Annotated in this window: 24 protein-coding genes, 1 other RNA gene and 1 riboswitch; of the genes, 10 read left to right on the top strand and 15 right to left on the bottom strand. The window is 66.1% G+C overall.

What is annotated here, in order from left to right; all coding sequences use genetic code 11:
* The first annotated feature begins 20 nt into the window (after nucleotides 1–20).
* From hisN to GXK59_RS20860, 9 genes are all read left to right on the top strand, one after another.
* Nucleotides 21–833, top strand: coding sequence for a histidinol-phosphatase (hisN, locus tag GXK59_RS04635; RefSeq protein ID WP_160664754.1), 813 nt, complete (start codon nucleotides 21–23; stop codon nucleotides 831–833).
* A 106-nt stretch (nucleotides 834–939) separates the two neighbouring features.
* Nucleotides 940–1,053, top strand: a riboswitch (SAM riboswitch).
* A gap of 34 nt (nucleotides 1,054–1,087) precedes the next feature.
* The gene (locus tag GXK59_RS04630) at nucleotides 1,088–2,554 is read left to right on the top strand and encodes an aminotransferase class V-fold PLP-dependent enzyme (protein ID WP_160664753.1); all 1,467 of its coding nucleotides are present in this window, start codon (nucleotides 1,088–1,090) and stop codon (nucleotides 2,552–2,554) included.
* Between the two features lie 150 nt (nucleotides 2,555–2,704).
* The gene (locus GXK59_RS04625; protein WP_237393972.1) at nucleotides 2,705–3,460 is read left to right on the top strand and encodes a class I SAM-dependent methyltransferase; all 756 of its coding nucleotides are present in this window, start codon (nucleotides 2,705–2,707) and stop codon (nucleotides 3,458–3,460) included.
* A 169-nt stretch (nucleotides 3,461–3,629) separates the two neighbouring features.
* Complete coding sequence (locus GXK59_RS04620) at nucleotides 3,630–4,913, top strand: Nramp family divalent metal transporter (protein WP_443094261.1); 1,284 nt, start codon at nucleotides 3,630–3,632, stop codon at nucleotides 4,911–4,913.
* 16 nt (nucleotides 4,914–4,929) lie between these two features.
* On the top strand, nucleotides 4,930–5,643 hold the full coding sequence (locus GXK59_RS04615; protein WP_160664749.1) for a metal-dependent transcriptional regulator: 714 nt from the start codon (nucleotides 4,930–4,932) through the stop codon (nucleotides 5,641–5,643).
* Between the two features lie 83 nt (nucleotides 5,644–5,726).
* Nucleotides 5,727–6,131, top strand: a complete 405-nt coding sequence (locus GXK59_RS04610; protein ID WP_160664747.1) for a fluoride efflux transporter FluC — start codon at nucleotides 5,727–5,729, stop codon at nucleotides 6,129–6,131.
* On the top strand, nucleotides 6,128–6,502 hold the full coding sequence (locus GXK59_RS04605) for a fluoride efflux transporter FluC (RefSeq protein WP_160664745.1): 375 nt from the start codon (nucleotides 6,128–6,130) through the stop codon (nucleotides 6,500–6,502). The genes GXK59_RS04610 and GXK59_RS04605 overlap by 4 nt, the downstream gene beginning before the upstream one ends.
* 62 nt (nucleotides 6,503–6,564) lie before the next feature.
* On the top strand, nucleotides 6,565–6,936 hold the full coding sequence (locus GXK59_RS04600) for a hypothetical protein (protein WP_160664743.1): 372 nt from the start codon (nucleotides 6,565–6,567) through the stop codon (nucleotides 6,934–6,936).
* Between the two features lie 50 nt (nucleotides 6,937–6,986).
* Nucleotides 6,987–7,121: a hypothetical protein gene (locus GXK59_RS20860; RefSeq protein ID WP_272927706.1), complete on the top strand. Its 135-nt coding sequence runs from the start codon at nucleotides 6,987–6,989 to the stop codon at nucleotides 7,119–7,121.
* 122 nt (nucleotides 7,122–7,243) lie between these two features.
* On the opposite strand, the gene ssrA is transcribed toward GXK59_RS20860, so the two are convergent.
* The 15 genes from ssrA to galE all read right to left on the bottom strand — a co-directional run bounded on the left by ssrA (nucleotide 7,244) and on the right by galE (nucleotide 20,162).
* Nucleotides 7,244–7,612, bottom strand: a transfer-messenger RNA (tmRNA) gene (ssrA, locus tag GXK59_RS04595).
* 131 nt (nucleotides 7,613–7,743) lie between these two features.
* On the bottom strand, nucleotides 7,744–8,214 hold the full coding sequence (gene smpB / locus GXK59_RS04590) for an SsrA-binding protein SmpB (RefSeq protein ID WP_160664741.1): 471 nt from the start codon (nucleotides 8,212–8,214) through the stop codon (nucleotides 7,744–7,746).
* Nucleotides 8,215–8,322: 108 nt separating this feature from the next.
* Complete coding sequence (locus GXK59_RS04585; protein WP_160664739.1) at nucleotides 8,323–9,726, bottom strand: M23 family metallopeptidase; 1,404 nt, start codon at nucleotides 9,724–9,726, stop codon at nucleotides 8,323–8,325.
* A gap of 25 nt (nucleotides 9,727–9,751) precedes the next feature.
* On the bottom strand, nucleotides 9,752–10,666 hold the full coding sequence (gene ftsX, locus GXK59_RS04580) for a permease-like cell division protein FtsX (protein ID WP_160664738.1): 915 nt from the start codon (nucleotides 10,664–10,666) through the stop codon (nucleotides 9,752–9,754).
* Nucleotides 10,663–11,472 (bottom strand): cell division ATP-binding protein FtsE, encoded by an 810-nt coding sequence (ftsE, locus tag GXK59_RS04575; protein ID WP_160664736.1) that lies wholly within the window; start codon nucleotides 11,470–11,472, stop codon nucleotides 10,663–10,665. The genes ftsX and ftsE overlap by 4 nt, the downstream gene beginning before the upstream one ends.
* Before the next feature lie 204 nt (nucleotides 11,473–11,676).
* Nucleotides 11,677–12,792: a peptide chain release factor 2 gene (gene prfB, locus GXK59_RS04570; RefSeq protein ID WP_024367801.1), complete on the bottom strand. Its 1,116-nt coding sequence runs from the start codon at nucleotides 12,790–12,792 to the stop codon at nucleotides 11,677–11,679.
* Between the two features lie 78 nt (nucleotides 12,793–12,870).
* Nucleotides 12,871–13,341 carry a pilus assembly protein TadG-related protein gene (locus GXK59_RS04565; protein ID WP_237393787.1) on the bottom strand — a complete coding sequence of 157 codons (471 nt, stop codon included), beginning with the start codon at nucleotides 13,339–13,341 and terminating at the stop codon, nucleotides 12,871–12,873.
* The gene (locus tag GXK59_RS04560) at nucleotides 13,338–13,781 is read right to left on the bottom strand and encodes a hypothetical protein (protein WP_160664734.1); all 444 of its coding nucleotides are present in this window, start codon (nucleotides 13,779–13,781) and stop codon (nucleotides 13,338–13,340) included. The genes GXK59_RS04565 and GXK59_RS04560 overlap by 4 nt, the downstream gene beginning before the upstream one ends.
* Entirely contained in the window at nucleotides 13,762–14,160 is a 399-nt protein-coding gene (locus tag GXK59_RS04555; protein ID WP_160664732.1) for a TadE/TadG family type IV pilus assembly protein, read from the bottom strand. The genes GXK59_RS04560 and GXK59_RS04555 overlap by 20 nt, the downstream gene beginning before the upstream one ends.
* 3 nt (nucleotides 14,161–14,163) lie before the next feature.
* Nucleotides 14,164–14,430, bottom strand: coding sequence for a hypothetical protein (locus tag GXK59_RS04550; protein WP_160664731.1), 267 nt, complete (start codon nucleotides 14,428–14,430; stop codon nucleotides 14,164–14,166).
* 63 nt (nucleotides 14,431–14,493) lie between these two features.
* Nucleotides 14,494–15,435 (bottom strand): type II secretion system F family protein, encoded by a 942-nt coding sequence (locus GXK59_RS04545; protein ID WP_160664729.1) that lies wholly within the window; start codon nucleotides 15,433–15,435, stop codon nucleotides 14,494–14,496.
* Nucleotides 15,432–16,286, bottom strand: coding sequence for a type II secretion system F family protein (locus GXK59_RS04540; protein WP_160664727.1), 855 nt, complete (start codon nucleotides 16,284–16,286; stop codon nucleotides 15,432–15,434). The genes GXK59_RS04545 and GXK59_RS04540 overlap by 4 nt, the downstream gene beginning before the upstream one ends.
* Nucleotides 16,286–17,509 (bottom strand): CpaF family protein, encoded by a 1,224-nt coding sequence (locus GXK59_RS04535; protein WP_160664725.1) that lies wholly within the window; start codon nucleotides 17,507–17,509, stop codon nucleotides 16,286–16,288. Before GXK59_RS04535 ends, GXK59_RS04540 begins: the two co-directional genes overlap by 1 nt.
* A 181-nt stretch (nucleotides 17,510–17,690) precedes the next feature.
* Nucleotides 17,691–18,953 carry an acyltransferase family protein gene (locus tag GXK59_RS04530; RefSeq protein ID WP_160664723.1) on the bottom strand — a complete coding sequence of 421 codons (1,263 nt, stop codon included), beginning with the start codon at nucleotides 18,951–18,953 and terminating at the stop codon, nucleotides 17,691–17,693.
* Between the two features lie 189 nt (nucleotides 18,954–19,142).
* Complete coding sequence (galE, locus tag GXK59_RS04525) at nucleotides 19,143–20,162, bottom strand: UDP-glucose 4-epimerase GalE (protein WP_160664721.1); 1,020 nt, start codon at nucleotides 20,160–20,162, stop codon at nucleotides 19,143–19,145.
* A 241-nt stretch (nucleotides 20,163–20,403) separates the two neighbouring features.
* Here galE and GXK59_RS20855 point away from each other — a divergent pair, with 241 nt between their 5' ends.
* Nucleotides 20,404–23,091 carry a GH25 family lysozyme gene (locus GXK59_RS20855; RefSeq protein ID WP_160664720.1) on the top strand — a complete coding sequence of 896 codons (2,688 nt, stop codon included), beginning with the start codon at nucleotides 20,404–20,406 and terminating at the stop codon, nucleotides 23,089–23,091.
* Nucleotides 23,092–23,123: the final 32 nt, after the last annotated feature.

Below are 23,123 nucleotides of genomic sequence, written 5' to 3'. Positions count from 1 at the left end.
TTTGGCGGTAGTTTGGAACCATGAGTCAACCCGCTTCGAGCTACAACGATGACCTGCGCCTTGCCCATGTACTGGCAGATTCCGTAGATTCCCAGACCATGAGCCGCTTCAAGGCGCTCGATCTTCGGATTGAGACGAAGCCGGACCTGACCCCGGTGACCGACGCCGACAAGTCGGCCGAGGAAGCCATCCGCGGCCAGCTGTCCCGGTCCCGGCCGCGCGATGCCGTGCTCGGCGAGGAGTTCGGCAGCTCCGGCCACGGCTCCCGCCGCTGGATCATCGACCCGATTGACGGGACCAAGAACTTCGTCCGCGGCGTCCCCGTCTGGGCCACGCTGATCGCCCTTGTTGACGAGGGCGAGCCGGTCGTCGGCGTCGTGAGCGCCCCGGCACTGGGCAAACGCTGGTGGGCCGCCAAGGGCGCCGGTGCGTACATGGGCCGGTCGCTGGCGGCCGCCACCCGGCTGAAAGTCTCCAACGTCTCCAAACTCTCGGACGCCTCGCTGTCCTACTCCAGCCTGGGCGGCTGGAAGCAGCGCGGCAACCTCGATGAGTTCCTCGGCCTCACCGAGGAAGTCTGGCGCACCCGCGCCTACGGCGACTTCTGGTCCTACTGCCTTGTGGCCGAAGGCGCCGTCGACATCGCCTGCGAGCCCGAACTGAACCTCTACGACATGGCCGCGCTGGTCCCGATCGTCACGGAGGCGGGCGGGCGCTTTACCTCCCTCGAAGGAGAAGACGGCCCGTTCGGCGGCAACGCCCTCGCCACCAACTCCATCCTGCACTCGGAGGTCCTCAAGCGCCTCAACCCGGGGCTCGACGACCTGCTGTAGGGAATTCCGGCGTCGTCCTGCAGGTCCGGACGCGTCCCGTAACAAAACACTTCACATTCCTGCCCTGCCTTTTCCGCGGCAGCAGGCATGGCCTAGGCTCGACACAGGTCACGAGTGCCAGCGCGAAACCCCGGTTTGCTGGCCGGCAACCCTCCATTCGCGGTGGGGTGCCCCGGGTGACGACCTGGCCGGTCCGGAACGGACCCGGCAAGCGCGGATCCCCGGTATGTGGGGTCCTTTTCGAGCGAGGTCCCATGACGACTGCCACGATTCCTGCCACCCCTGAACTCCAGTCCGGCGCCGGCCGGGCCCGTCCCCAGGCGCGGTTCGCCGCCACCCGCCGGCCGCTGGCCGCGGTGACCGGCGCGGAGATCCAGGCCCCCCTCATCCAGGGCGGGCACGTCCGCTACGCCAATCTGGATTATGGCGCCTCGGCCCCTGCCCTGTCCGTGGTCTCGGCCTACCTCAACGAGATCCTGCCGTTCTACGCCAGCGTCCACCGCGGTGCCGGGTACGCCTCCCAGATCAGCACCTCGGTCTACGAGAATGCCCGGACCATTGTCCGCGACTTCGTCGGCGGCCGGCCGGACGATTCGGTGATCTTCACCCGGAACACCACCGACTCCCTGAACCTGCTGGCAGGCTGCCTGCCCGCCGTCGACGGCGTGCACACCGGCGAGGTGCTCTACCTCGACATCGAGCACCACGCCAACCTGCTGCCGTGGCAGCGGGTGCCCCACCGCAGCGTCATCGCCGCGCCGACCCTCGCCGCCACCCTGGAACTGCTCCGTGGGGAACTCGCCCACGGCGGCGTCAGCCTCCTCGCCGTCACCGGCGCCTCCAACGTCACCGGCGAGATCCTGCCGATCCGGGCCCTCGCCGCCCTTGCCCACGACTACGGCGCCCGGATCGTCGTCGACGCCGCCCAGTTGGCGCCGCACCGGCGGATCGACATCGCCGCGGACGACGTCGACTACCTCGCCTTCTCCGGGCACAAGCTTTACGCGCCGTTCGGCGCCGGGGTGCTGATCGGCCGTCCCGACTGGCTCGACGCCGGCACCCCGCACCTGGCCGGCGGCGGAGCCGTGCAGGACGCCCGGATCGACGCTGTCAGCTGGACCACCGGTCCGGCCCGGCATGAAGGCGGCTCCCCCAACGTCCTCGGCGCCGCCACGCTGGCCCGGGCCACCCAGGTCATCGCCGACCTGGATGTGGAGCAGTGGCACGCGCACGAAAACGCCATCCGGTCCTTCCTCGTCGAGGGCCTTGCCCGGATCGACGGCGTGAGCGTCCACCAGATCTTCCCGGACAGTGCTTCCTTCGACGTTTCCTTCGACGCGGGATCCGGAGCCGTCCCGGGCACCGGCACCATCGGCGTCGTCAACTTCTCGGTGGAAGGCTACGACGCGGGCCTGGTGGCGGCGTACCTGTCGGCCGAGCACGGCATCGGGCTGCGCGACGGCCGCTTCTGCGCGCACCCCCTGCTCCGGCGGCTCGGCCTGCCCTCGGGTTCGCTGCGGGCAAGCTTCGGCCTGGGCTCCCGGCTGGCGGACGCCGAGCGTCTGCTGGCAGCAATCCAGGAGCTGCGCCGGAACGGCCTCGGCTGGGACTACGTCGTCGACGCCGGCCGCTGGGTGCCCTCCAACGACACCCGCAGCTACCCGCACTGGGCCCCCAACACGCCCGGAACCGCCGGCGCGGCCCCCTGTACCCGGGACTGACAGCGCGGATCCGCCAGCCCTGTGAAAACACGGCCCTGCCGCGTGCGGTAAATTCGAAAGGTACCCATCCGGACCTGCCGAAGGAGATCGCACGTGGCAAGCGGCGGACCCAAGCTGCCCGGCGGACCCAAGCTGCCCGGCGGCCCCACGTTGGGCGGCGGCCCCAAGCTGGATCAGGAGCGGCGCCAGGAGCTGGGCCAGAGCTTCCAGGACGGCGGGGAGCACTACGACCGCGTCCGCCCCGGGTACCCCGGGGATTCGGCCGGCTGGCTGATCCCGGCCGGTGCCCGGGAGGCCGCGGACCTCGGCGCCGGAACCGGGAAGTTCACGGCCCTGCTGGTCGGGCGCGGCCTGCACACGGTGGCGGTGGACCCGTCCGCCGACATGCTCGGGCAGCTGCGCCGGACGCTTCCGGGCGTCGCCGCCGTCGTGGGTACCGCCGAGCACACGGGGCTCCCCGGCGAAGCGTTCGACGTCGTGACCGTCGCCCAGGCCTGGCACTGGTGCGATCCGCTGCCTGCCAGCACGGAGATCGCCAGGATCCTCCGCCCGCACGGGATGCTGGGGCTGATCTGGAACCAGCTGGACACATCCGTTCCCTGGGTGCACCGGCTCTCGCGCATCATGCATGCCGGGGATGTGCACAAACCACACTTCACACCGCCGCTGGGCCCGGAATTCACGGGGCTGGAAAGCCACCTCACGCGCTGGGAAGATCCGGTCCGCACCGCGGACATCATGGAGCTGACGAAGTCCCGCAGCTACTACCTGGCGGCCAGTGAGACGACCCGCGCCAAGGTGCTGGGCAACCTCGACTGGTATCTGCACGAGCATCTGGGCCACCGCCCGGACGACGTCATCGCGCTCCCCTACCTGACCCAAAGCTGGCGGGCCGTCCGGGCCTGACCCCGACGGGCCGCACTCCGTGACCTCCGGGATTGCCCCGGACAGGCGCGCTGGCTTATGGTTTCGGTATGCCTAATAATTATTTGTAGGCACCCGCAAACTCCGGTGCCGGCGCGAACCGCCGCTACCGGCCGCGTCGCCGTCGACGCACCTACCAGGGGAGCCCACCGTGCTGGAAGTAACAGGACCCGAATCTGCGGTGCCGGCAGCGCCCCTCCGGCCGAAAGCGGGCCGCCGCGCCATCATCGGCCTGCTGGGCCCGGCCTTCGTCGCCGCGATCGCCTACGTGGACCCCGGCAACGTTGCGGCCAACCTCACGGCCGGCGCCCAGTACGGCTACCTCCTGGTCTGGGTCCTCGTGGCGGCCAACATCATGGCTGTGCTGGTGCAATACCAGTCAGCCAAACTCGGGATCGTCACCGGGAAGAGCCTGCCCGAGATTCTCGGCGAGCGGCTCAAGCCGTTCTGGCGGCGCGCGTTCTGGGTCCAGGCCGAGATCGTGGCCGCTGCCACCGACCTTGCCGAGGTGGTGGGCGGCGCGATTGCGCTCTACCTGCTCTTCGGGCTGCCCCTTCCCCTCGGCGCAGTGATCGTCGGCGGCGTCTCCATGGCCCTGCTCGCCGTGCAGGCCCGGAACAAGCAGCGGCCCTTCGAATTCATCATCATGTTCCTGCTGGGCATCATCACGATCGGGTTCCTGGCCGGCCTCTTCATCAGTCCGCCCGACCCCGCGGGCGTCGCCGCCGGACTGATCCCAGGCTTCCAGGGTCCGGACACCGTGCTGCTGGCCGCCAGCATGCTCGGCGCCACCGTGATGCCGCACGCCATCTACGTCCACTCGGCCCTGTCCAGGGACCGGCACCGTCCGAACCCGCACCTCCATGTCCCCCCGCAGGCCCTCGCCCGCCTCGTCAGGGCAACCCGCTGGGACGTCGTCGCGGCCCTGGCCGTCGCCGGCATCGTGAACATCGGGATGCTGCTGCTGGCCGCATCGACCCTGGGCGGTGAGGAGGGAACGGACACCATCGAAGGCGCCCATGCCGCGATCACCACCAATCTGGGTCCGGTCATCGGTGTCATCTTCGCCGTCGGCCTGCTCGCCTCCGGCCTGGCCTCGACGTCCGTGGGCTGCTATGCCGGCGGATCCATCATGCAGGGGCTGCTCAAAATCCGGATCCCGCTGATGACGCGCCGCGTGGTCACCCTGATCCCGGCCGTTGTGCTGTTGAGCATCGGCTTCGATCCCACCTGGGGCCTGGTACTCAGCCAGGTTGTCCTGAGCTTCGGTATCCCCTTCGTGCTTGTCCCGCTGGTTGTCCTGACCAGCAACAAGGCCCTGATGGGCCGCTTCGCCGATGGGATGGCCCTGCGGATTGCCGCCGTCATCAGCGTGATCCTGGTCGTGGCGCTCAATCTCGTCCTGCTGTGGCTGACGTTCTCCGGCGCCGCCTGACGGTAGGCTGGAGGCTGTGAAGACCAGTCTGCCCTCCTCCTCGATCGAGGACTACGTCAAGGTCATCTACTCCTTCACGGAGTGGCAGGACAAGCCCATCACCTCCACGCAGCTGGCCCAGCGCCTCGGCGTGGCCAACTCCTCGGTCTCCGAAATGGTCCGCAAGCTCAAGGACCAGGGCCTGGTGGACCACCAGCCCTACAGCGCCATCACGCTCACGGCCGACGGTGTCCGGCTGGCGTTGTCCATGGTCCGGCGGCACCGGCTCATTGAAACGTTCCTGGTCCGGGAGCTCGGCTACCGCTGGGACGAGGTCCACGACGAAGCCGAGCTCCTGGAACACGCGGTCTCTGACACCTTCATCGAACGGATGGCCGCCAAGCTTGGGAACCCGGTGCGGGACCCGCACGGCGATCCGATCCCTGCCGCGGACGGCTCCGTGCTGATGCCGCCGGCCCACCGGATGAGCGAGCTCGACGACGGGCACATCGGCCGGATCACCCGGATCAGCGACGAAAACCCCGAGCTCCTGCGCTACCTTTCCGCGGAGGACATCGATCTCGACGCCGACGTCGAGGTTCTGGGCCGCAAACCGTTCGGCGGTGCCCTGGTGGTCCGCATCGGCTCCGGCGCCACCCGCCAGGAAGTCGACCTCGCCGAGGAAGTCGCCTCCGCCCTCTGGGTCCACAGCGACACCGTCCATCCCGGCTGCAGCCTCAAGCGGTCCTGAGTGCTGGCCCTGCTGACCGGAGCCGCCGCATGAAGCGCGCGGCGAAGGCGTTATCACCAGCTGTCGCTGCGCCGCGTCCCGGGATGCCGGGCTGGCGCGCGTGGGCTGCCGTCGCCGTCGGCGGCCTGATCGGAACGGAACTGCGCTATGGGGCCGGCCTGGCTTTCCCGGAGGCAGCGGGCACCATTCCCTGGACCACCCTGGTGATCAACGTCGTCGGAAGTTTTGTTTTGGCGGCCCTGACCACGGTCTGGATCGCCCGGCCAAAGACCGCCTTCTGGCTGCGGGCCGGGCTCGGTCCCGGGCTGCTGGGTTCCTTCACCACGTTTTCGGCCGTGGTGTTCGCCATCGACCAGCAGTTCCGGGCCGGCTTCCATGCCAGCTGGCTGGCCTACCTGGCGCTCTCGCTCGTGCTGGGACTCGCCGCCGCGGCCGCCGGGTGGAAGACCGGCAAGGCCCTGGCCGACCTGACCGGCGGGGCGTCATGACCACCGCCGTGCTCGTGGGAGTCCTTGGCGTCGCGGGCGCCTTGCTGCGCTTCGCCGTCGACTCCTGGTTTGCGCACCACCCGGGACCCCATCCCCACTGGCCCTGGGCAACCCTCGCCGTCAACGTGGCCGGCTCCTTCATCATCGGCGCCGCCCTGGGGATTACCGGGCAGCTGGGGCTGGGGCCCGAATGGCAGTCCGGCCTCTCGGCCGGGCTCGCCGGCGGCCTCACCACCTTCAGTTCCTGGACCACCGCCACGGTGCGCCTGGTCAGCGAGACGCGCTACCGCGCAGCCGCCGTCAATATTGCCGCCAACCTGGTCACGGGCCTGGCCGCTGCGGCGCTCGGCCTGGCCCTCACCGGCCTGTGACGAGCGTCATGCCTGCGCTCCGGCGGCGGTAGGAGGACCCTCCCATCCCGTATCGTTGAAGGATGATTACCCGCCGTGAAGCAGCCCAGGTCCTCGACATTCCGCTGGAAATGGCACACCGTCACGGCATCCCGTCCCGGTTGAGCGATGCTGAGCTCGGCGAACTCCTGGACAACCCGCCGCAGTGGCTGGTTCAGTCCAAGGCCAACCGGACCGGTAAACGCCCGGTCTGGGTCCAGCTGACGTGTGCCGTCTGCGGATTCTCCGAGGCGGCCCGGCCGAAGAAGTGGTGGCCGGAGTTCACCTACGTGTGCTGCGCGCACCATTCTTCGGTGGAGATCCCCGACGTCGGTGCCGGCCTGGTCCGCAGCGAATATGAGGGTGTGGGCAGCCGCTTCGTTGGCATCGTGGACGTTGCGGTGCCCGAGGCGTAACTTAATAACACGGGGGCCATCCCGGCCCCCTGCCGTTAGGGAGCGCCCACATGCCTGACAAATCGCCGCACCGGAGCATGGCCAAGAAACCGGTGAAAACCATCAAGGAAAAACGGGCCGAGAAGAAGTCCAAGAACGTCGCGGAAACGCACGCGGACCCGGTCGCCCACATCAAGAAGCGTTGAGCACGCCCGCCAGCCGGGCTGCCGCGTCTTCCAACAAAGGGCAAAGCAAAAGGCCGGAAGCTGACGCTTCCGGCCTTTTGTGTGGAACTTTACGGGGTGGAGCACCGTTTCCGGTGCCCCGATGGTGGAGATGGGGGGAATTGAACCCCCGTCCGATGTCGTGTTGTCAGGGCTTCTCCGGGCGCAGTTTGCGGTGGATTTTCTCGGCCCCAGCCATGCTACAAACAGCTGGCTGATCCGGGCCCAGTCATCTAAGAGTCCCGTTCACCCCGATGACGGGGGTAAACAGCAGTGGCTATCTAAATGACGCCAGGATCCGGGGCAATAGCAACCTCGGGCTGACGGACTGTCTTACTGCTTAGGCAGCGAGAGCGAAGTCAGTGCGTTTTGATTCGGCACTTATTGGTTTGCAGACAGCGTTTACGAGATAATTCTGCATCCTCGGCCCGCTTCACCTGTCGCGACTAACATCGTCGAAACCGATCATCCCCGTATTTTTTTATCAAACCGTTCAGGACTCTTGCTGAACCGCTGTAGCGGATTCTGCTCCGTTCCTTCCCGGAGTACCAAGCATAACGCACGTCCGGGCAGATTCATTCCCGCGGGTTCAGTGCAGTTCTCCCTAGCGCCGGTTCCGCTCGCGCATCACGCGCAGGGCCTCACGCTTGTCCTGCTGCTCGCGCAGGGCCTGGCGCTTATCGTATTCCTTCTTGCCGCGGGCGACGCCGATCTCCACCTTCGCCCGGCCGTCCAGGAAGTACAGCTGGAGGGGGACGATCGTGAAACCGGACTCGCGGATCTTGTGCGAGATCTTGGTGAGTTCGTCGCGGTGCAGCAGCAGCTTCCGACGGCGGCGCGCGGCGTGGTTGGTCCAGCTCCCCTGGTGGTACTCGGGGATGTGGATGCCCTCCATCCACAGCTCGTCGTTGTAGAAGGTGCAGAAACCGTCGACCATGGAGGCGTGGCCCTCGCGGAGGGACTTCACTTCCGTTCCCATGAGTGCGATCCCGGCCTCGTAGGTGTCGAGGATGTGGTAGTCGTGCCGGGCCTTGCGGTTGGTGGCCACTACCTTACGGCCACTTTCTTTCGGCACGGTAGAACTCCTTGAATCGAGGGGTGGGCCCTATGCCGGAGCGGCGCAGGCTTCTTCCAGTTTACGGCAGGGCCGCAGCCCGGCCGTGTGGCTTCCGCTCCGGGCGGATCAGAGCAGGTTCATCGGGTCGACGGCCCGGCCGTTAAGCCAGGTCTCGAAGTGCGAGTGGCAGCCTGTGGAGTTTCCGGTGGTTCCGGAGTAGGCGATCAGCTGGCCGCGGCTCACCTGCTGGCCCGGCGAGACCACAACGCTGGTGTTGTGGTAATAAATCGTGGTCAGCGAGTTGCCCTGGATGACGCCGTGGGAGATCTTCACGTTGTTGCCGCCGCCGTCGTTGGCCCACCCGGCCGAGAACACGGTGCCGGCCGCCGCGGCAAAGACCGGCGTGCCGCAGGCGGCGCCGAAGTCGATGCCGGTGTGCATGTAGCCGCCCTGGCCGTAGAAGTCGATGGTGCCCGGCGGGGTCGCACGCCAGCCGAAGCCGGAGGTGATCGGGACGCCGTTCAGGGGATGCTGCAGCCCAAACGCCGACGGCGAGCCGGGCGGGGCGGGGACATACGGTGGCTTGGCCTGGCCCTGGGCGAGGGCGGCGGCCGCGGCGGCCTCGGCGATCCGGCGCTGTTCGGCTTCGTAGGCCTCGCGCAGCTTCCGGTCGCGTTCGGCGATGTCCGCGGCGACGGCGTCCTGCTGGGCCTTGACCTGGGCGAGCTGGGTCTGGATTCCCGGCTTGGCGGCCTGGAGTTCGGCGTCGAGCCGGGTGGTGTCGGCGATGAGCTTGTCCACTTGGGCCTTTTTGGCCTCGGCCTCGTCGCGGGCTGCCTGTTCGCGGGCCAGCGCGGCGTCGGCCTTGGCCTTGAGGTCCTTGATTTCGGCTTCCACCGCTTCGAGCCGCGCCTGGGAGTTGACGTTGGTGGCGTTCTGCTGGGTGAGCTTGTCCATGGCGGAGTTCTGGCTGCGCATGGCCTGGTCGGCCAGGTCGATCGTGTCCGTGAGGCTGCCGGTGTTGTTGGAGCCGAAGAACAGTGAAAGGTTGGAGGGGACCCCCCCGGACTTGTAGGCCTGGGTGGCGATCTGCCCGATCAGCTTCTTCGTGTCGGCGATCTTCTGTTTGTCCGTCTCGAGCTGCTGGGTGATCTTGGCCTTGTTCTGCTGCGCCAGGTCCACGCGGGCGGCGAGGGCCTCGGCTTCCTTGACGGCGCTGGCCACGCGGCCTTGGGCTTCGAGCAGGGCCTGCTGGGCACCGGGGAGCTGGCCCTGGTACAGGACGAGGTCCCCGGCAGCCTGGGCGATCCGGGCGTCGACGAACTCGAGGGAGTGCTGGACCCGGGCCGCTTCCTCACGGAGGGCGGCCTGCTGGTCTTCGAGGGTGTCGGCGAATGCCACCGGCGTCGAGGCGCCCATGGTGGCCGCCAGGACGAGTGCCAGTGCGGCGCTGACGATGCGGGTGCGGCGTCCGCCCACGGCGAGCCGGGCGGAACCCGGCCGGGGGGCGATTCGGTGCATCGGTGTCATGGGGTTCCCTTTTTCGTTGCGCACGCTAGACCCTCAAGTATCGACGAAGGGTCAGGAGTGATGATACGCCTGCCAGCAGGACGCCGAGTCCGATCAGAGCCGGCGCCAGGATCAGCGTCTGACCTGCGGAGATGAAGGCGGTGTCCGGATACTGCTTGGACAGGTAACCGCCGAGGAAGAAATGCGCCACAGCCCACAGCGTTCCCGAGGCCAGGGCTGCGCCAATCACGGCGGCAATCACGCCCTCGAGGATGAACGGCAGCTGGATCACGATCTTCGACGCCCCGACCAGGCGCATGATCCCCGTCTCCCGGCGCCGGCTGAAGGCCGACAGCCGGATCGTGGTGGCGATCAGCAGGATGGCACAGACAATCATCACGCCGGCGACACTCACAGCCACGAGGGACGCGGCGTTCATGACCGAGAAGAGCCGCTCCAGGAGCTGGCGCTGGTCGATCACGGTTTCGACCCCGGCCTGCGAGGAGAAGGTCTCGCTGATGATCTGGTATTTCTCCGGGTCCTTCATGTTGATCCGGAAGGAGGCGGGGAGCTGGTCCGGCGTGACCGAGTCGACAATCGGGGAGTTGGAGAACTGTTCCTTGAAGTGCTTGTAGGCGTCGTCCTTGGACTCGAACTGGAAGTCGTTGACGTACTGGGCCACCGCCGGCGATTCCAGCAGCTTGGCAAGGTTGTCCTGCTGCTCCGGGGTGGCGGGGCCGCTGGCGCAGCCGGCCGCCGTCGAACCGTCACTGCAGAGGAAGATGGCGACCTGGACCTTGTCGTACCAGTAGCCCTTCATCTGGTTGATCTGCAGCTGCAGCATGCCCGCGGCGCCGACGAAGGTCAGAGACACGAACGTCACCAGAATGACGGAGACCACCATGGAGAGGTTGCGGCGCAGGCCGCTGCCGATCTCGGCGAGGACGAATTGGAGCCTCACAGCTGCCCCTCCCCTGCGGCACGCGCTTCGGCGCGGGCTTCGCTGCGGGTGGTTACCGCGGCTTGCGGTTCGTCGCGTCCGCTGGCATCCCGCAAGCGGCGCGATTGCCCGACGACCGGAATCATGGAGGTGTAGAGGGCCTTGGCCTCGTCACGGATGATGACGCCGTTGCGGAGTTCGACAACGCGTTTGCGCATCTCGTTGACGATGTCGTCGTCGTGGGTGGCCATCACCACGGTGGTGCCGTTCTGGTTAATCTTGTCCAGCACGCCCATAATCCCCATGGAGGTCGTCGGGTCCAGGTTGCCGGTGGGCTCATCGGCCAGCAGGATTCCCGGGCGGTTGACGACGGCGCGGGCGATCGCCACGCGCTGCTGCTCGCCGCCGGAGAGCTCGTGCGGAAGGCGGTTTTCCTTGCCTTCGAGGCCGACGGTCTTGAGGACCTCGGGAACGGTGTCGCGGATGACGCTGCGGCTCTTGCCGATGACCTGCATCGCGAAGGCGACGTTGGCGAAGACGGTCTTCTGCGGCAGCAGGCGGAAGTCCTGGAACACGACGCCGATCCCGCGGCGGAGCCGGGGCACGCGCCAGCTGGAGATGTTTGCGACGTTCTGGCCGGCCACGTAGACGGCGCCGGACGAGGCGCGGTCCTCCTTGAGGACAAGGCGCAGGAAGGTCGATTTGCCGGAACCGGAGGCCCCGACGAGGAAGGCGAATTCGCCGCGGTCGATCTCAAGGTTGATCGAATCCAGCGCGGGGCGCGCCTTCTGGTCATAGACCTTGGTGACATTTTCGAAACGGATCATGGACCTAATACCCTGCAGGACGTGGACGGGTACGGCCCAGTTCTGCTGCCGGTGCGCGGGCTTTCTAGTGGGGGAAGTAGAGCTCCGGCTTCTCGACTATACGCACGGGCTCCGGCGGATCGGACCGCGTGCAGGGGCGTGTCGCAGGATTAGACGGGAGGGACAGGTGTGACGCGAGAGGCAGAAGGTGATGCTAGCGTGCCGCTACTTGTCCGCGTTGCGGTTGTCGGTCCGCCAGCGGATGCCGGCGTCGATGAAGTCGTCGATCTCGCCGTCGAACACGGCCGAGGTGTTCCCGACCTCGTGCTCGGTGCGGAGGTCCTTGACCATCTGGTACGGGTTCAGGACGTAGGAGCGCATCTGGTCGCCCCAGGAGGCCTTTACGTCGCCGGCGAACGCCTTTTTCTCCGCGTCCTCCTGCTCCTTCTTCAGCAGCAGGAGCCGGGACTGCAGCACGCGCAGCGCCGCCGCGCGGTTCTGCAGCTGGGACTTCTCGTTCTGCATCGACACGACGGTGCCGGTGGGGATGTGCGTCAGGCGCACGGCGGAGTCGGTGGTGTTGACCGACTGGCCGCCCGGGCCGGAGGAACGGAAGACGTCGACGCGGATCTCGTTGTCCGGGATGTCAATGGAGTCGGTCTGCTCGATCAGCGGGATGACTTCGACGGCGGCGAACGAGGTCTGGCGGCGGCCCTGGTTGTCGAAGGGGCTGATCCGGACCAGGCGGTGGGTGCCGGCCTCCACACTGAGCGTGCCGTAGGCGTAGGGTGCCTTGACCTCGAAGGTGGCGGACTTGAGTCCGGCTTCTTCGGCGTAGGAGGTGTCCATGATGGTGGTCGGGTAGCCGTGGCGTTCGGCCCAGCGCAGGTACATCCGGAGCAGCATTTCCGCGAAGTCCGCGGCGTCCACTCCCCCGGCGCCGGCGCGGATCGTGACGACAGCTTCGCGCTCGTCGAACTCGCCGGACAGCAGCGTCACGACTTCGAGATCCTTGAGCGCCTTGCGGATCGATTCCAGTTCCGTGGCGGCTTCGCCCATCGAGGCGGCGTCGTCCTCGTCCTGGCCCAGCTCCACGAGGACCTCGAGGTCGTCGATCCGGGAGACGAGCGAGTCGAGGCGTGCCAGTTCGGACTGGCGGTGCGAGAGCCTCGATGTGATCACCTGGGCGGCCGCGGGATCGTCCCACAGATTGGGTTCGCCGGCCCGTTCGCTGAGTTCGGCGATGTCCTCCTTCAGCGCGTCGACATTCGAAACGTTCTCGATCGAGGCGTAGGTGGCGCGGAGGGCGCGGATTTCTGCGGGAAAATCAATGTTTGCCATGGTTTTTTAAGCCTACGCTATCCGTGCGGGCCGCCCGGACTGGGTCGCGGGACATTGCTGCGGGACGTGATATCGGGCCTAGCGCGTGAGCCGGGAACGCGCCGTCGAACTGGCCTCGATCCTGATGCCGTCCGGGACCAGGAAGTTGACCACCGGCGGGTGGACAGCGGCGCTGAGCACGACGACGGCGGTCGAGCCGTCCGGGCTGCCCGTGCCCGGCCCGACGGCGAGTCCACTGAAACGGGCAAAGGCGCTGCTGCGGTCCAGGAACTCGACGGCGGCGCTGCGCACGCGGGCACCGGTCAGGACTGCCGTGGGGGTGCCGCCACCGGTTTCGAGCTGTCCCAGCGTGAAGCTGTCTGCAGCGGCCACCGAGGCGCCGTCGGCCATCGACAGGAGCTTCTTGTGCTCGATGTAGACGCTGGAGGCGGCGATGACCACGGTGGTGAGCAGCAGCGCCAGAAGCACGTAGCCGATAATCAGCACCATCAGCTGCCCGGCGTCGCGGGGTTGGCCGCCGTGTGGTTGCTCCGTCCCGTCATGGCTCATCGGAAGCGGCCCACCAGCTGGGTGGCGGAGGCGCTGAGCTGCCCGGCGTTCAGGTCCAGCACCTCGCTGAACGGGACGAACGGCAGCGGCACCGTGAGATGGACGGTGACCGTCACGGCCGAGCCAGCTGCCATGCAGTCCGCCGGTTCACACGTCGTTTCAATGTGGGCGTCCGCCGCCGGGTGCCCGTGGTCGGCGAGCGCCAGCAGTACGGCCTGCTCGGCGGCGGCCCGGCCGGCCCCGGCGTCGGGCTGGGCGACGAAGACCTTGGCGGCCTGGTCCGCGGCTCCGACGACCGCGAAGGAGCCGCCCTGGAGCTGGCCCATGGTGATGATGAAGTAGACCAGCGGCACCATCAGCAGCAGTGACAGAAACGTGAATTCGACGACGGCGCTTCCCCGTTCGGCAACGTCGCCGCTGCTAGGGCTGGATGGCGGCATGCCCCTTCACCTCCAGCACTGCGCGGGGACCGATCAGCCCGATTACGGGCAGGGGCGCGCGGACCGTGACTTCGAGGGTCCGGATGCCCTGGTAGGTGGCTTCGCTTGTGGTCACGTCGGTGGCAAAGTCCTGGTTCAGCGCGACCCCGATCAGCTGGGCGGTCCGCTCCCGGGCGTCCGCGGGGCCGCGGTCCGCGAGGGTGCCGTATCTCGCGCCTGAAGCGGCGGCGTCGATCAGCGTGTTCCGGACGTGGAGGACAAGGGTGAGCTGGACGATCGCGAGGAAGAACAGCGTCAGCAGTCCACCCACGAGGACGAAGTCCACCACCGCCGAACCCCGTTCGTCACTTCGGCCCCGGCCGGTGCCGGGCAGGCGCACGGGTTACTGCCCGACCTTGTCCATGGCCTGGTTGAACAGCCCTTCCAGTGCCGGCCCGGCGAGCGCAAGGAGTGCGGCGACCAGGACGGCCGACATCAGGGTGATCATCACCCAACCGGGCACGTCGCCCCGCTCGCGATGGTCGCCGTGATCGCCGCCCCGCTCAGGCAGCCGCCCCGTGGACCCGTGTGCCCCGGGATGTCTGGCCAGCCCGGGCACCAGGCTGATGGTGCAGAGCAACAGTGCCATGCGGTTTAGGATCTGTTTCACGGTCTCCCCTTTGGTCGGCGGTGCGGTTGTTGTCCTGGTGCTTCCTTGCTGGTTCCTTTGCTGCTACAAACCCATGCTGATGGCGGCCAGGCCGGGAAAGACGGCGAACACGACCGTCAGCGGCAGGACGCCGAAGACGACCGGCACCATCATTCCGATTTCCTTCTTGCCTGCCGACTCCATCAGCTCGCGCTTTGCCGTATCACGGACGTCCTGGGCCTGCGCCCTCAGCACCTCAGCGAGCGGTGTCCCGCGTTCGACGGCGACGATCAGCCCGTCCACGAAGCGGAGCAACGGGCCAAGCTCGGTCCGTGCGGAAAACTCCTGGAGTGCTTCCACGAGTGGTTTCCCCGCCCGGGTCTCCGCCAGGACACGGGTGAAGTCCTTGGACAGCTCTCCCCGGGCGCTGCGGCACACCCGGTCCAGCGCGCCTGTGGCACTTTCTCCCGCACTGACGGCGAGCGCCATGAGTTCGGCGATGCTGGGGAATTCCGCCATCATGCGCGCTTCGCGCTTCCTGATCCGGGCGCCCAGCAGATAGTCCCGCAACAGAAATCCGCCGGCGGCGCTGCCAATCACCAGGACGACGGCGAGCAGGGGGCTGAACCGTCCGGCCGCGCCGAAGAGCACGACTGCCCCGACCGCCGCAACGAAGCCGCCCGCGCCCCAGAGGAGCTGTTCGGCCCGGAAGTCGGCGGGCGTCTTGGCGCTCCCGGCCCTGGCCAGGCGGCGGTTCAAGGCCAAGGACCCGGGATTCAGCCTGCCCAGCCAGGTGACGGCGTCGCCGATGACAGGACGCAGGATTCGTTCCAGGGGCCCGAACGGGGTGATGTTGCCCGGCACGGTTCGCAGGAGCCGGGATTCCAGGTTGTGGGACTTCAGCTGCGGGCGGATGCGTTCGACGAACGTGGTCGGCCGCATGAACGGCAGCCTGACCAGCAGCAACCAGACTCCGCTGCCTAGTACGACTCCGCAGACAACGGCAGCCGCCGTCAGCCCGGTCATCGAAGGACCCGCTCATCTGCCGGGAGCGCGCCAATGCGCAGCATGATGGCATAGGAGACCAGAGAGACCACCAGTCCCCCCAGCAGGACGGCAGCCCCGAGGGGAGTGTTGTAGGCAGCCACCGCTTCGGGCCGGCTTGCCAGCAGGACCAGGACCAGCCAGGGGGCGGCCACAGCGAGGCGCGCGGCGTTGACGGTCCAGGACTGCCGGGCCTCCAGCTCGCTCCGGGTGCGGGCGCTCTCGCGCAGGAACTCCGCCAGCGTGCCCAGCAGCCGGCCCAGATCCGACCCGCCCACCTCCCTCGTCAGTCGGAGTGCCTCGACGATCCGGTCCGCCACGGGGTCCGCCAGCCGGTCCTTCAGCCGCGTCAAGGAGGGATCGAACTGCCCGCCGGAGCGGTAGTCCGAGCCGAAGTCCCGGAACACGTGTCGGAGCTCTTCGGGACCCTTGTCGCCCAGCTGGATGACGGCTTCCGGGAGCGACAGCCCGGCGCGGATCGCCGACCGGAGGTGGTCGACGACGTCGGGCCATAACTGGCGCAGGACAGCGCTCCGCTTCCGTGCGCGCCACTTGACGACGGCCATGGGCAGCCAGCCGCCAAACAGGCCAAAGCAGCCAGAGATCGGCCATGACCTGGTCACGGCGAAGAAAACGAGCATCGTGACCGCTCCGATGCCGAGGCAGGTCGCCAGCAGGCCGGCGCCGCTGACCTTCTCAATTCCTGCTGATCGCAGCAAATCCTCCAGCCGGCTGCTTCGCTCCCTGGGGCGGGCCGCCGTGGGCTGTTCCCAGGCGGACCACCAGATCAGCAGGAGTCCGGCCCCGGCAAGCATGCCGAGCAGCGCCGCCATCAGCGTGGCTCCAGCAGTGCCGCGACGTCGTACCCAGCCCGGGCAAACTTCTCGGCTGCCGGCATCGAGTTGGCCCTGGGCTGCAGCCGGCCGTCGGCGAGGGCGAAGACCATGGAGGATTCGATGATGCCGTTTTCCACGCGCCGGCCCAACGACAGGATCTCCGTCACTTCGCGCCGTCCGCTCGCGTGCCGGGCGCAGTGGACCACGAGGTCGATACAGGATGCGACTGTCGGCACCACGAAGGCACTCGAGATGTTCTCGCCAGCTAGCAACGGCAGCGTGCAGATCTTCGTGACTGCGTCGCGGGCCGAGTTTGCGTGGACCGTGCACATCCCTGGAAGGCCAGAATTCAAGGCGATGAGCATGTCCAGGCTCTCGGCTTCCCGGACTTCGCCCACCACCAACCGGTCGGGGCGCATGCGCAGAGCCTCCTTGACCAGCCTGCGCATGGGAATTTCGCCTTCGCCCTCCAGGTTTGGCTGCCGGCACTGCAGCCCGACGACGTCCCGCAGGGGAAACTGCAGCTCGAAGATCTCCTCGACGGTGATGACGCGTTCGCGGGTTCCAATGCTCGCCGCCAGGCAGTTAAGCATGGTGGTTTTGCCGGCCTGGGTTGCACCGGAGACCAGGATGTTCAGCCCGCTGGCCACAGCCGCGCCGAGGAACCGGGCTGCCTGGGGCGTCAGCGTGCCAAGTTCCACGAGGTGTTCCAGCCGGCTGGCCTTCACCACGAATTTGCGGATGTTGATGGCCCAGTGGCGCCGCGTCACGTCCGGAATCACGACGTGCAGGCGGGACCCGTCAGGCAGCGCGGCGTCCACGAAGGGGGAAGACATATCCAGGCGGCGCCCGGAACTTTTGAGCATCCGTTCCACGAGGTCCCGGACCTGCTGGTCCGTGAGCGAGACCGAGGTCAGCTCGGATTCGCCGTTGCGTGCCACATAGATTTCGTTGGGCGCGTTGAGCCAAATTTCCTCGATGGCGGGGTCGTCGAGCAGGGGCTGGAGGGCGCCGAACCCGGCGACGGCGTCGAAGACGAACCTCCGGGCGGTTTCCAACGGGCCGATCGGCGGGAGGGGCGCCAGCAAGGCGCGCTCGTCGTAATCCATGACCGCTGCCTCGACGAGGCGCCGGACTTCACCGGCCTGCAGCAGGGGGTCGAGGCCGCGCCGGCGAATTAACTCGCGGACTTCGTCCTCGACAATGCGTACAGCCTCCACGGTGGCCCCCAATATGACTGCCGCCCTGTCCCCTGGGCGGTGCAATTGGGTTAAAGCTAGGGGAGGCCGCCTGGCAGGGCAAGGGTGCAGTCACTGCTTGTGCAAAACACTGCGATCATCGGGACGATTTTTTGATGAGTTAGGGTTCACTCGCCACGAACGATTTTCTGCTCCGTACGAGTCAATCGCCCGACTGTCCCAAGGGATGCCGTGCGTCATTGATTACGGGCTCAAGGCCGGATTCCAGCGGTTCACTCTTGCGTGCCGGAGGACGGGTGATGACCTCGGACACCTTCCCGCTCATAAGACTTCCCGTCCATTTGGCAAGGCGGTGAGAGGGCACTTCGATGATCCGGGAAAACAGCCAGGCAACGACAAAGGTTGTCGGTACGGCAAAGAGCAGAGCCCGCATCCAGTGATCCGAGCCCAGCATTCGACTGAAAAGGACCAGAATCGGCACATGGACGAGGTAGAGGCTGAAGGAGATCCTGCCGAGCCACTGTACCGGGGGGAGTTCGAGAAGCCGGCAAACGGGCCGCGAGAACACGGCTGAAAGCACGATAAGCACCGCTCCGGGAATGCTCAGTGACTTGGCGAACGCCAATGTCGGGTGGTCCGACACGGATCCCACGAACAACATCCAATACGCGCACATGAGCAGGATCCCGGCGACGAAGACGGCAAACCAAACTAGTTGGCCACGGAAAGACGTGCCGGCCTTGGCGGCTTTCCGTGGTCGATCAATCACAGTAAACGCGATCAGCGCACCTGCCAGAAACGCGGAAAAGTAAACCAGGTACTCAATCTGGTGGAGGTATCCAATGGCAGCGAAACCTGTGCAGAGGGTGATGGTCGCTGCCGCCCAGCGTCTCAACACAACTGCGATGCCCACGAAGACTGGCAGCAAGAGAGAGAATAGAAACTCCCACTGGAGCGACCATAGCGGGTTGTTAATCCGGGTCGGCCCGCGCACCGCGTCGAACCCCCGGACGACTTCCTGCCACTCGGGGACTGGCACGTTGGAGAGCGTGACCCACTTGCTTACTGCGACATTTGCGTCTGGTACGGCTATCGAGAGGCAGATTGCGGCCAGCACCAATGAGGCCGCGACTGGAACCCAAAGCCGGATGGTTCGCGTGAAGAAGTAGGCAACCCAGTCGAACTGCCTGGCCCGGAGAACAGGGAGGGAAACCACCAGTCCGCTCAGAACGAAGAAGAGAAGAACTGCCTCGCCGCCAGCTGTGAAAACCTTCAAGGGTGTGCCATTCAGCCACCAGAGCAGACTCCCCTCTTTCGGCAGGACTAGGTTCCCCAGATAGAGATTGGCGAACTCCGGGACTGTCAGCGCAGAATGATGGATCAGCACAATCAGAGCAGCTATTCCCCTACACCCGTCGAGGGATCGCAGTCTATGCCTGCGGGGGGTCGCAGCGGGAGAAGTCATCAGATACCTAGGATCGGGGTTAGACCGGTCAGGGAGCGTTCACCGAGCGCGCCGCTTCACGGACTCCCTTGGACCGTGACAAGTCTACCAATGGGGACATGGACGGCGCGGTGCTGGCGTCCGCGGCCGATTCCTACGGCCGGGGGTGGCTCTGCAAAACGAAATCCGCGCGGCAATTGAAGCGGCGAATCAGCCCGCCACGGAGTAGCCATCAGGGTTGCTGCTCTGCCAGCGCCAGTGGTCTTCGCACATTTGGGCTAAATCCCGGCGGGCAGACCAACCCAAGTCGGCCAGGGCCGCCGAGGGGTCAGCGTAACTTACGGCCGCATCGCCAGGCCGCCTTGGCGCAAACTCATATGGCACAGCATGGCCTGCTGCGCGGCCGAATTCCTCGATCACTTCAAGCACCGAGGAGCCTCGACCGGTTCCGAGATTCCAGCGGAACACTCCGGCCTTGCCTTTCAGATATTCCAGCGCGGCAAGGTGGCCGGAGGCAAGGTCCATTACATGGATGTAGTCGCGCACCCCGGTACCGTCCGCCGTCGGATAGTCGTTGCCGAAAACCATGACCTTCTCGCGCCGTCCAACGGCGACCTGGGCCACAAACGGCAGGAGATTATTGGGAACACCCTGAGGGTCTTCACCGATCAAGCCCGATTCATGCGCCCCGACCGGGTTGAAGTAGCGAAGCAATGCAATGCTCCACCGGGGATCGGCGGCACCCAGATCGGAGAGGATGTCCTCGATCTGTTCCTTTGTCCGACCGTATGGGTTAGTGGCATCCAGCGGGGACTTCTCGACAAGCGGGACACTCTCCGAGGTCCCGTATACGGTGGCGGAGGAACTGAAAACAAGCGTCCGGACGCCTGCCGCGTCCATGCTGTGAAGCAAATTCAACGTCCCCACAACATTATTCTGATAGTACATCAGCGGCTTCGCCACGGATTCACCCACCGCCTTCAGCCCCGCAAAGTGGATGACAGCGTCGAAGCCTCCCCCGTCGAAGACACTGTCGACGGCGGCGGCGTCCAGAAGATCGACCTCAAGAAATCTCACCGGCCGGCCCGTGAGCTTCTCCACGCGGCGCAGCGACTCCCGGTCTGAGTTCATCAAGTTGTCCAGCACGACGACATCATGTCCCTCCTCAAGTAGACAGAGTGTTGTGTGCGATCCGATGTACCCGGCCCCGCCGGTGACCAATACCTTCATACCCTCCAGCTTAGGAGGTACCGCGGTACTGTGAAAACGCCGCGACCGCGACTGATGCGACTCCCGCCTCTGATGGCGCCGGCACACCGCTGAGACACCCACAACGAATCCGGAATGGGGATCGTGGGTCCCCTTGGTCACATCCGCATCACCAGTAACACTGGTTACAACATTACTGCGGTGCTATGGTGAGCGCGTCAAGTCAGCGCTCGCGAAGCGCATCATCGTTTCGGAGCAGAGAATGCAGCGGACCCAACTTTCCCCCAGCCCCTACCTCGGCCGCACTGGGACGCTTGTGCTGCTTCTCTCGCTGCTGGCCGGCCCTGGATTAGCATCGCCATCCGCCGCCGTAGAGCCCTCGCCAACGTCCTCAGCGACGCCGGCACCGACGACGAATCCTACAACGCCGGCCCCGGCGATAACTTCCACGACCACAGTCCCGTCGTCGGCGCCCGCTCCAAGCGTGACTCAGCAGACCCCGACACCTCTGGTGAAGACCGAGGGTTCCACGACAGACGCGGAACGTGCCCGCTCGGCAGCGATGGCCTTGGCAGTCGGCAGCGGAGGCGCCGAAATGGGCCAGCGTTCCACTCGCGTCACGATATCCTCCGGTGGCGCGAAGAGCGGCTCGGCAGTCCAGGAGTCCCTGTCAACAGAGGGAACGTGGACCCCGACGTTCGGGGTCCAGGGCCTTGACGTCAGCGGACACCAGCCCCTCGTTGATTGGCAGCAACAGTGGAACAAGGGCTCCAGGTTCGCCTACGTCAAAGCCACTGAAGGCAACTACTTCACGAACGCTTCTTTCGGGTCCCAATATGCAGGCTCGCGCGGGGTCGGAATGATCCGGGGGGCCTACCACTTCGCCATTCCGAACTGGTCATCTGGCGCAGATCAGGCGCGATACTTCGTGCAAAATGGCGGCGGTTGGAGCCCCGACGGATCGACACTCCCCCCGGTGCTCGACTTCGAGTTCAATCCCTACGCCGGCCGCACCATCGAAGGTTTCTATTTCGGGAACACCTGCTACGGGATGTCCCCGAGCCAGCTGACCGACTGGGTACGAGACTTCGGTACCACGATGCTGCAGCAAACTGGCCGGCTCCCGGTGATCTACACGAACACTTCCTGGTGGAAGCAATGCACTGCGGACGCCCCCGGCTTTGGAGACTATCCCCTTTGGGTCGCGGCCTATCCAGGCTCTCCTACCAACGACGCGGGACCGATTCCCGCCAGCTGGGATACATACAGCATCTGGCAATACAGCAGCACAGGGCCATTCGATGGAGACTCCAACGTCTGGAACGGCAGCGACGCAGACTTGAGGGCTTTTGCACTTGGCCGCTATCCGCAGGGACTATTGCAGCAATTCAATGATGTTGCGACTTACTATGGCCTGGATGCCCCGACCACAGCCATCCATTGTGGGCTGAGCCAAGATGCGTGTGTGCGGCACCACGGGATCGGTTCCATATACCGGACTTTCGACGGGCAGATCCGAGTCGTGGCCGACCCTATCCGAACGCAATGGAACGCTACGGGCGCCGAACTCGGGCCTCTCGGCTACCCGATATCTCCGCAGGTCTGTGGAATGGTAGGGGGCGGCTGTGTCCAAGACTTTCAGAAAGGGTCTTATTACATAGTTCCGTCCGGGCCAACGGTCGCCGTAGTCAATCCGATCAGGGCAAAGTATTGGTCCTTGCTCGGTCAGGGCGGCGTACTTGGATATCCGGCGGTCACACAGATTTGTGGATTAGTCCGATCGGGCTGTGTCCAGCAGTTCAAGAATGCGAACATATACACATCCCCAGCTACAGGAGAGCATGCAGTTGTCGGCACTATCCGGGAAGCCTGGGCGGCCGCCAGCAATGAAACCGGGGTTTTCGGATATCCAGCGTCGGACCAAGTATGCGGGTTGCGGGACTCCGGCTGCCTCCAGGACTTTGAGGGCGGAAGCTTCTACTCCGCGGCGAGAACCGGAACGCACTCCGTACCTGCCGTGACGCGCGGAGCCTACTGGTCTTTCGGGGGACACGACGGCGCCTTGGGCTATCCCGTTGGGGACAGGACATGCGGACTCAGCCAAGGTTCCTGCCTGCAGAGGTTCGAAACCGGGTTCATTGTCACTACTAGTTCCGGCGCCAATATCGCGGTGTCAGGCGGCATTGCCGAGCGGTGGACAGCGGATGGTGCGACGGCCGGCACACTCGGACTCCCGGTGTCGAACTTCACCTGTGGCCTCGTTGGGGGCGGCTGCCAACAAGACTTCCAGGGCGGCACCATCTACATCACACCCCAAAACGGAACACGCACCGTAACCGGCACCATCCGCACCGCCTACTGGACCACCGGCGGCCAAGGAAGCGCCCTGGGCTACGCCACAACAGACCAACGCTGTGGCCTCGTTGGAGGCGGCTGCCAACAAGACTTCCAGGGCGGCACCATCTACATCACACCCCAAAACGGAACACGCACCGTAACCGGCACCATCCGCACCGCCTACTGGACCACCGGCGGCCAAGGAAGCGCCCTGGGCTACGCCACAACAGACCAACGCTGTGGCCTCGTTGGAGGCGGCTGCCAACAAGACTTCCAGGGCGGCACCATCTACATCACACCCCAAAACGGAACACGCACCGTAACCGGCACCATCCGCACCGCCTACTGGACCACCGGCGGCCAAGGAAGCGCCCTGGGCTACGCCACAACAGACCAACGCTGTGGCCTCGTTGGAGGCGGCTGCCAACAAGACTTCCAGGGCGGCACCATCTACATCACACCCCAAAACGGAACACGCACCGTAACCGGCACCATCCGCACCGCCTACTGGACAGCCGGCGGCCAAGGCGGAATCTACGGATACGCAATAGCCGATGCCGTCTGCTCAACCTTCTGCACCCAGCGCTTTACGGGGGGCACACTCCTCGGCTGAATCTGCCGGCGTCAAGTTGATCAAGCACACCC

Source organism: Pseudarthrobacter sp. ATCC 49987 (genome assembly GCF_009928425.1).
Taxonomy (GTDB): Bacteria; Actinomycetota; Actinomycetes; order Actinomycetales; family Micrococcaceae; genus Arthrobacter.
This window is presented reverse-complemented; position numbering and strand designations above follow the sequence as displayed.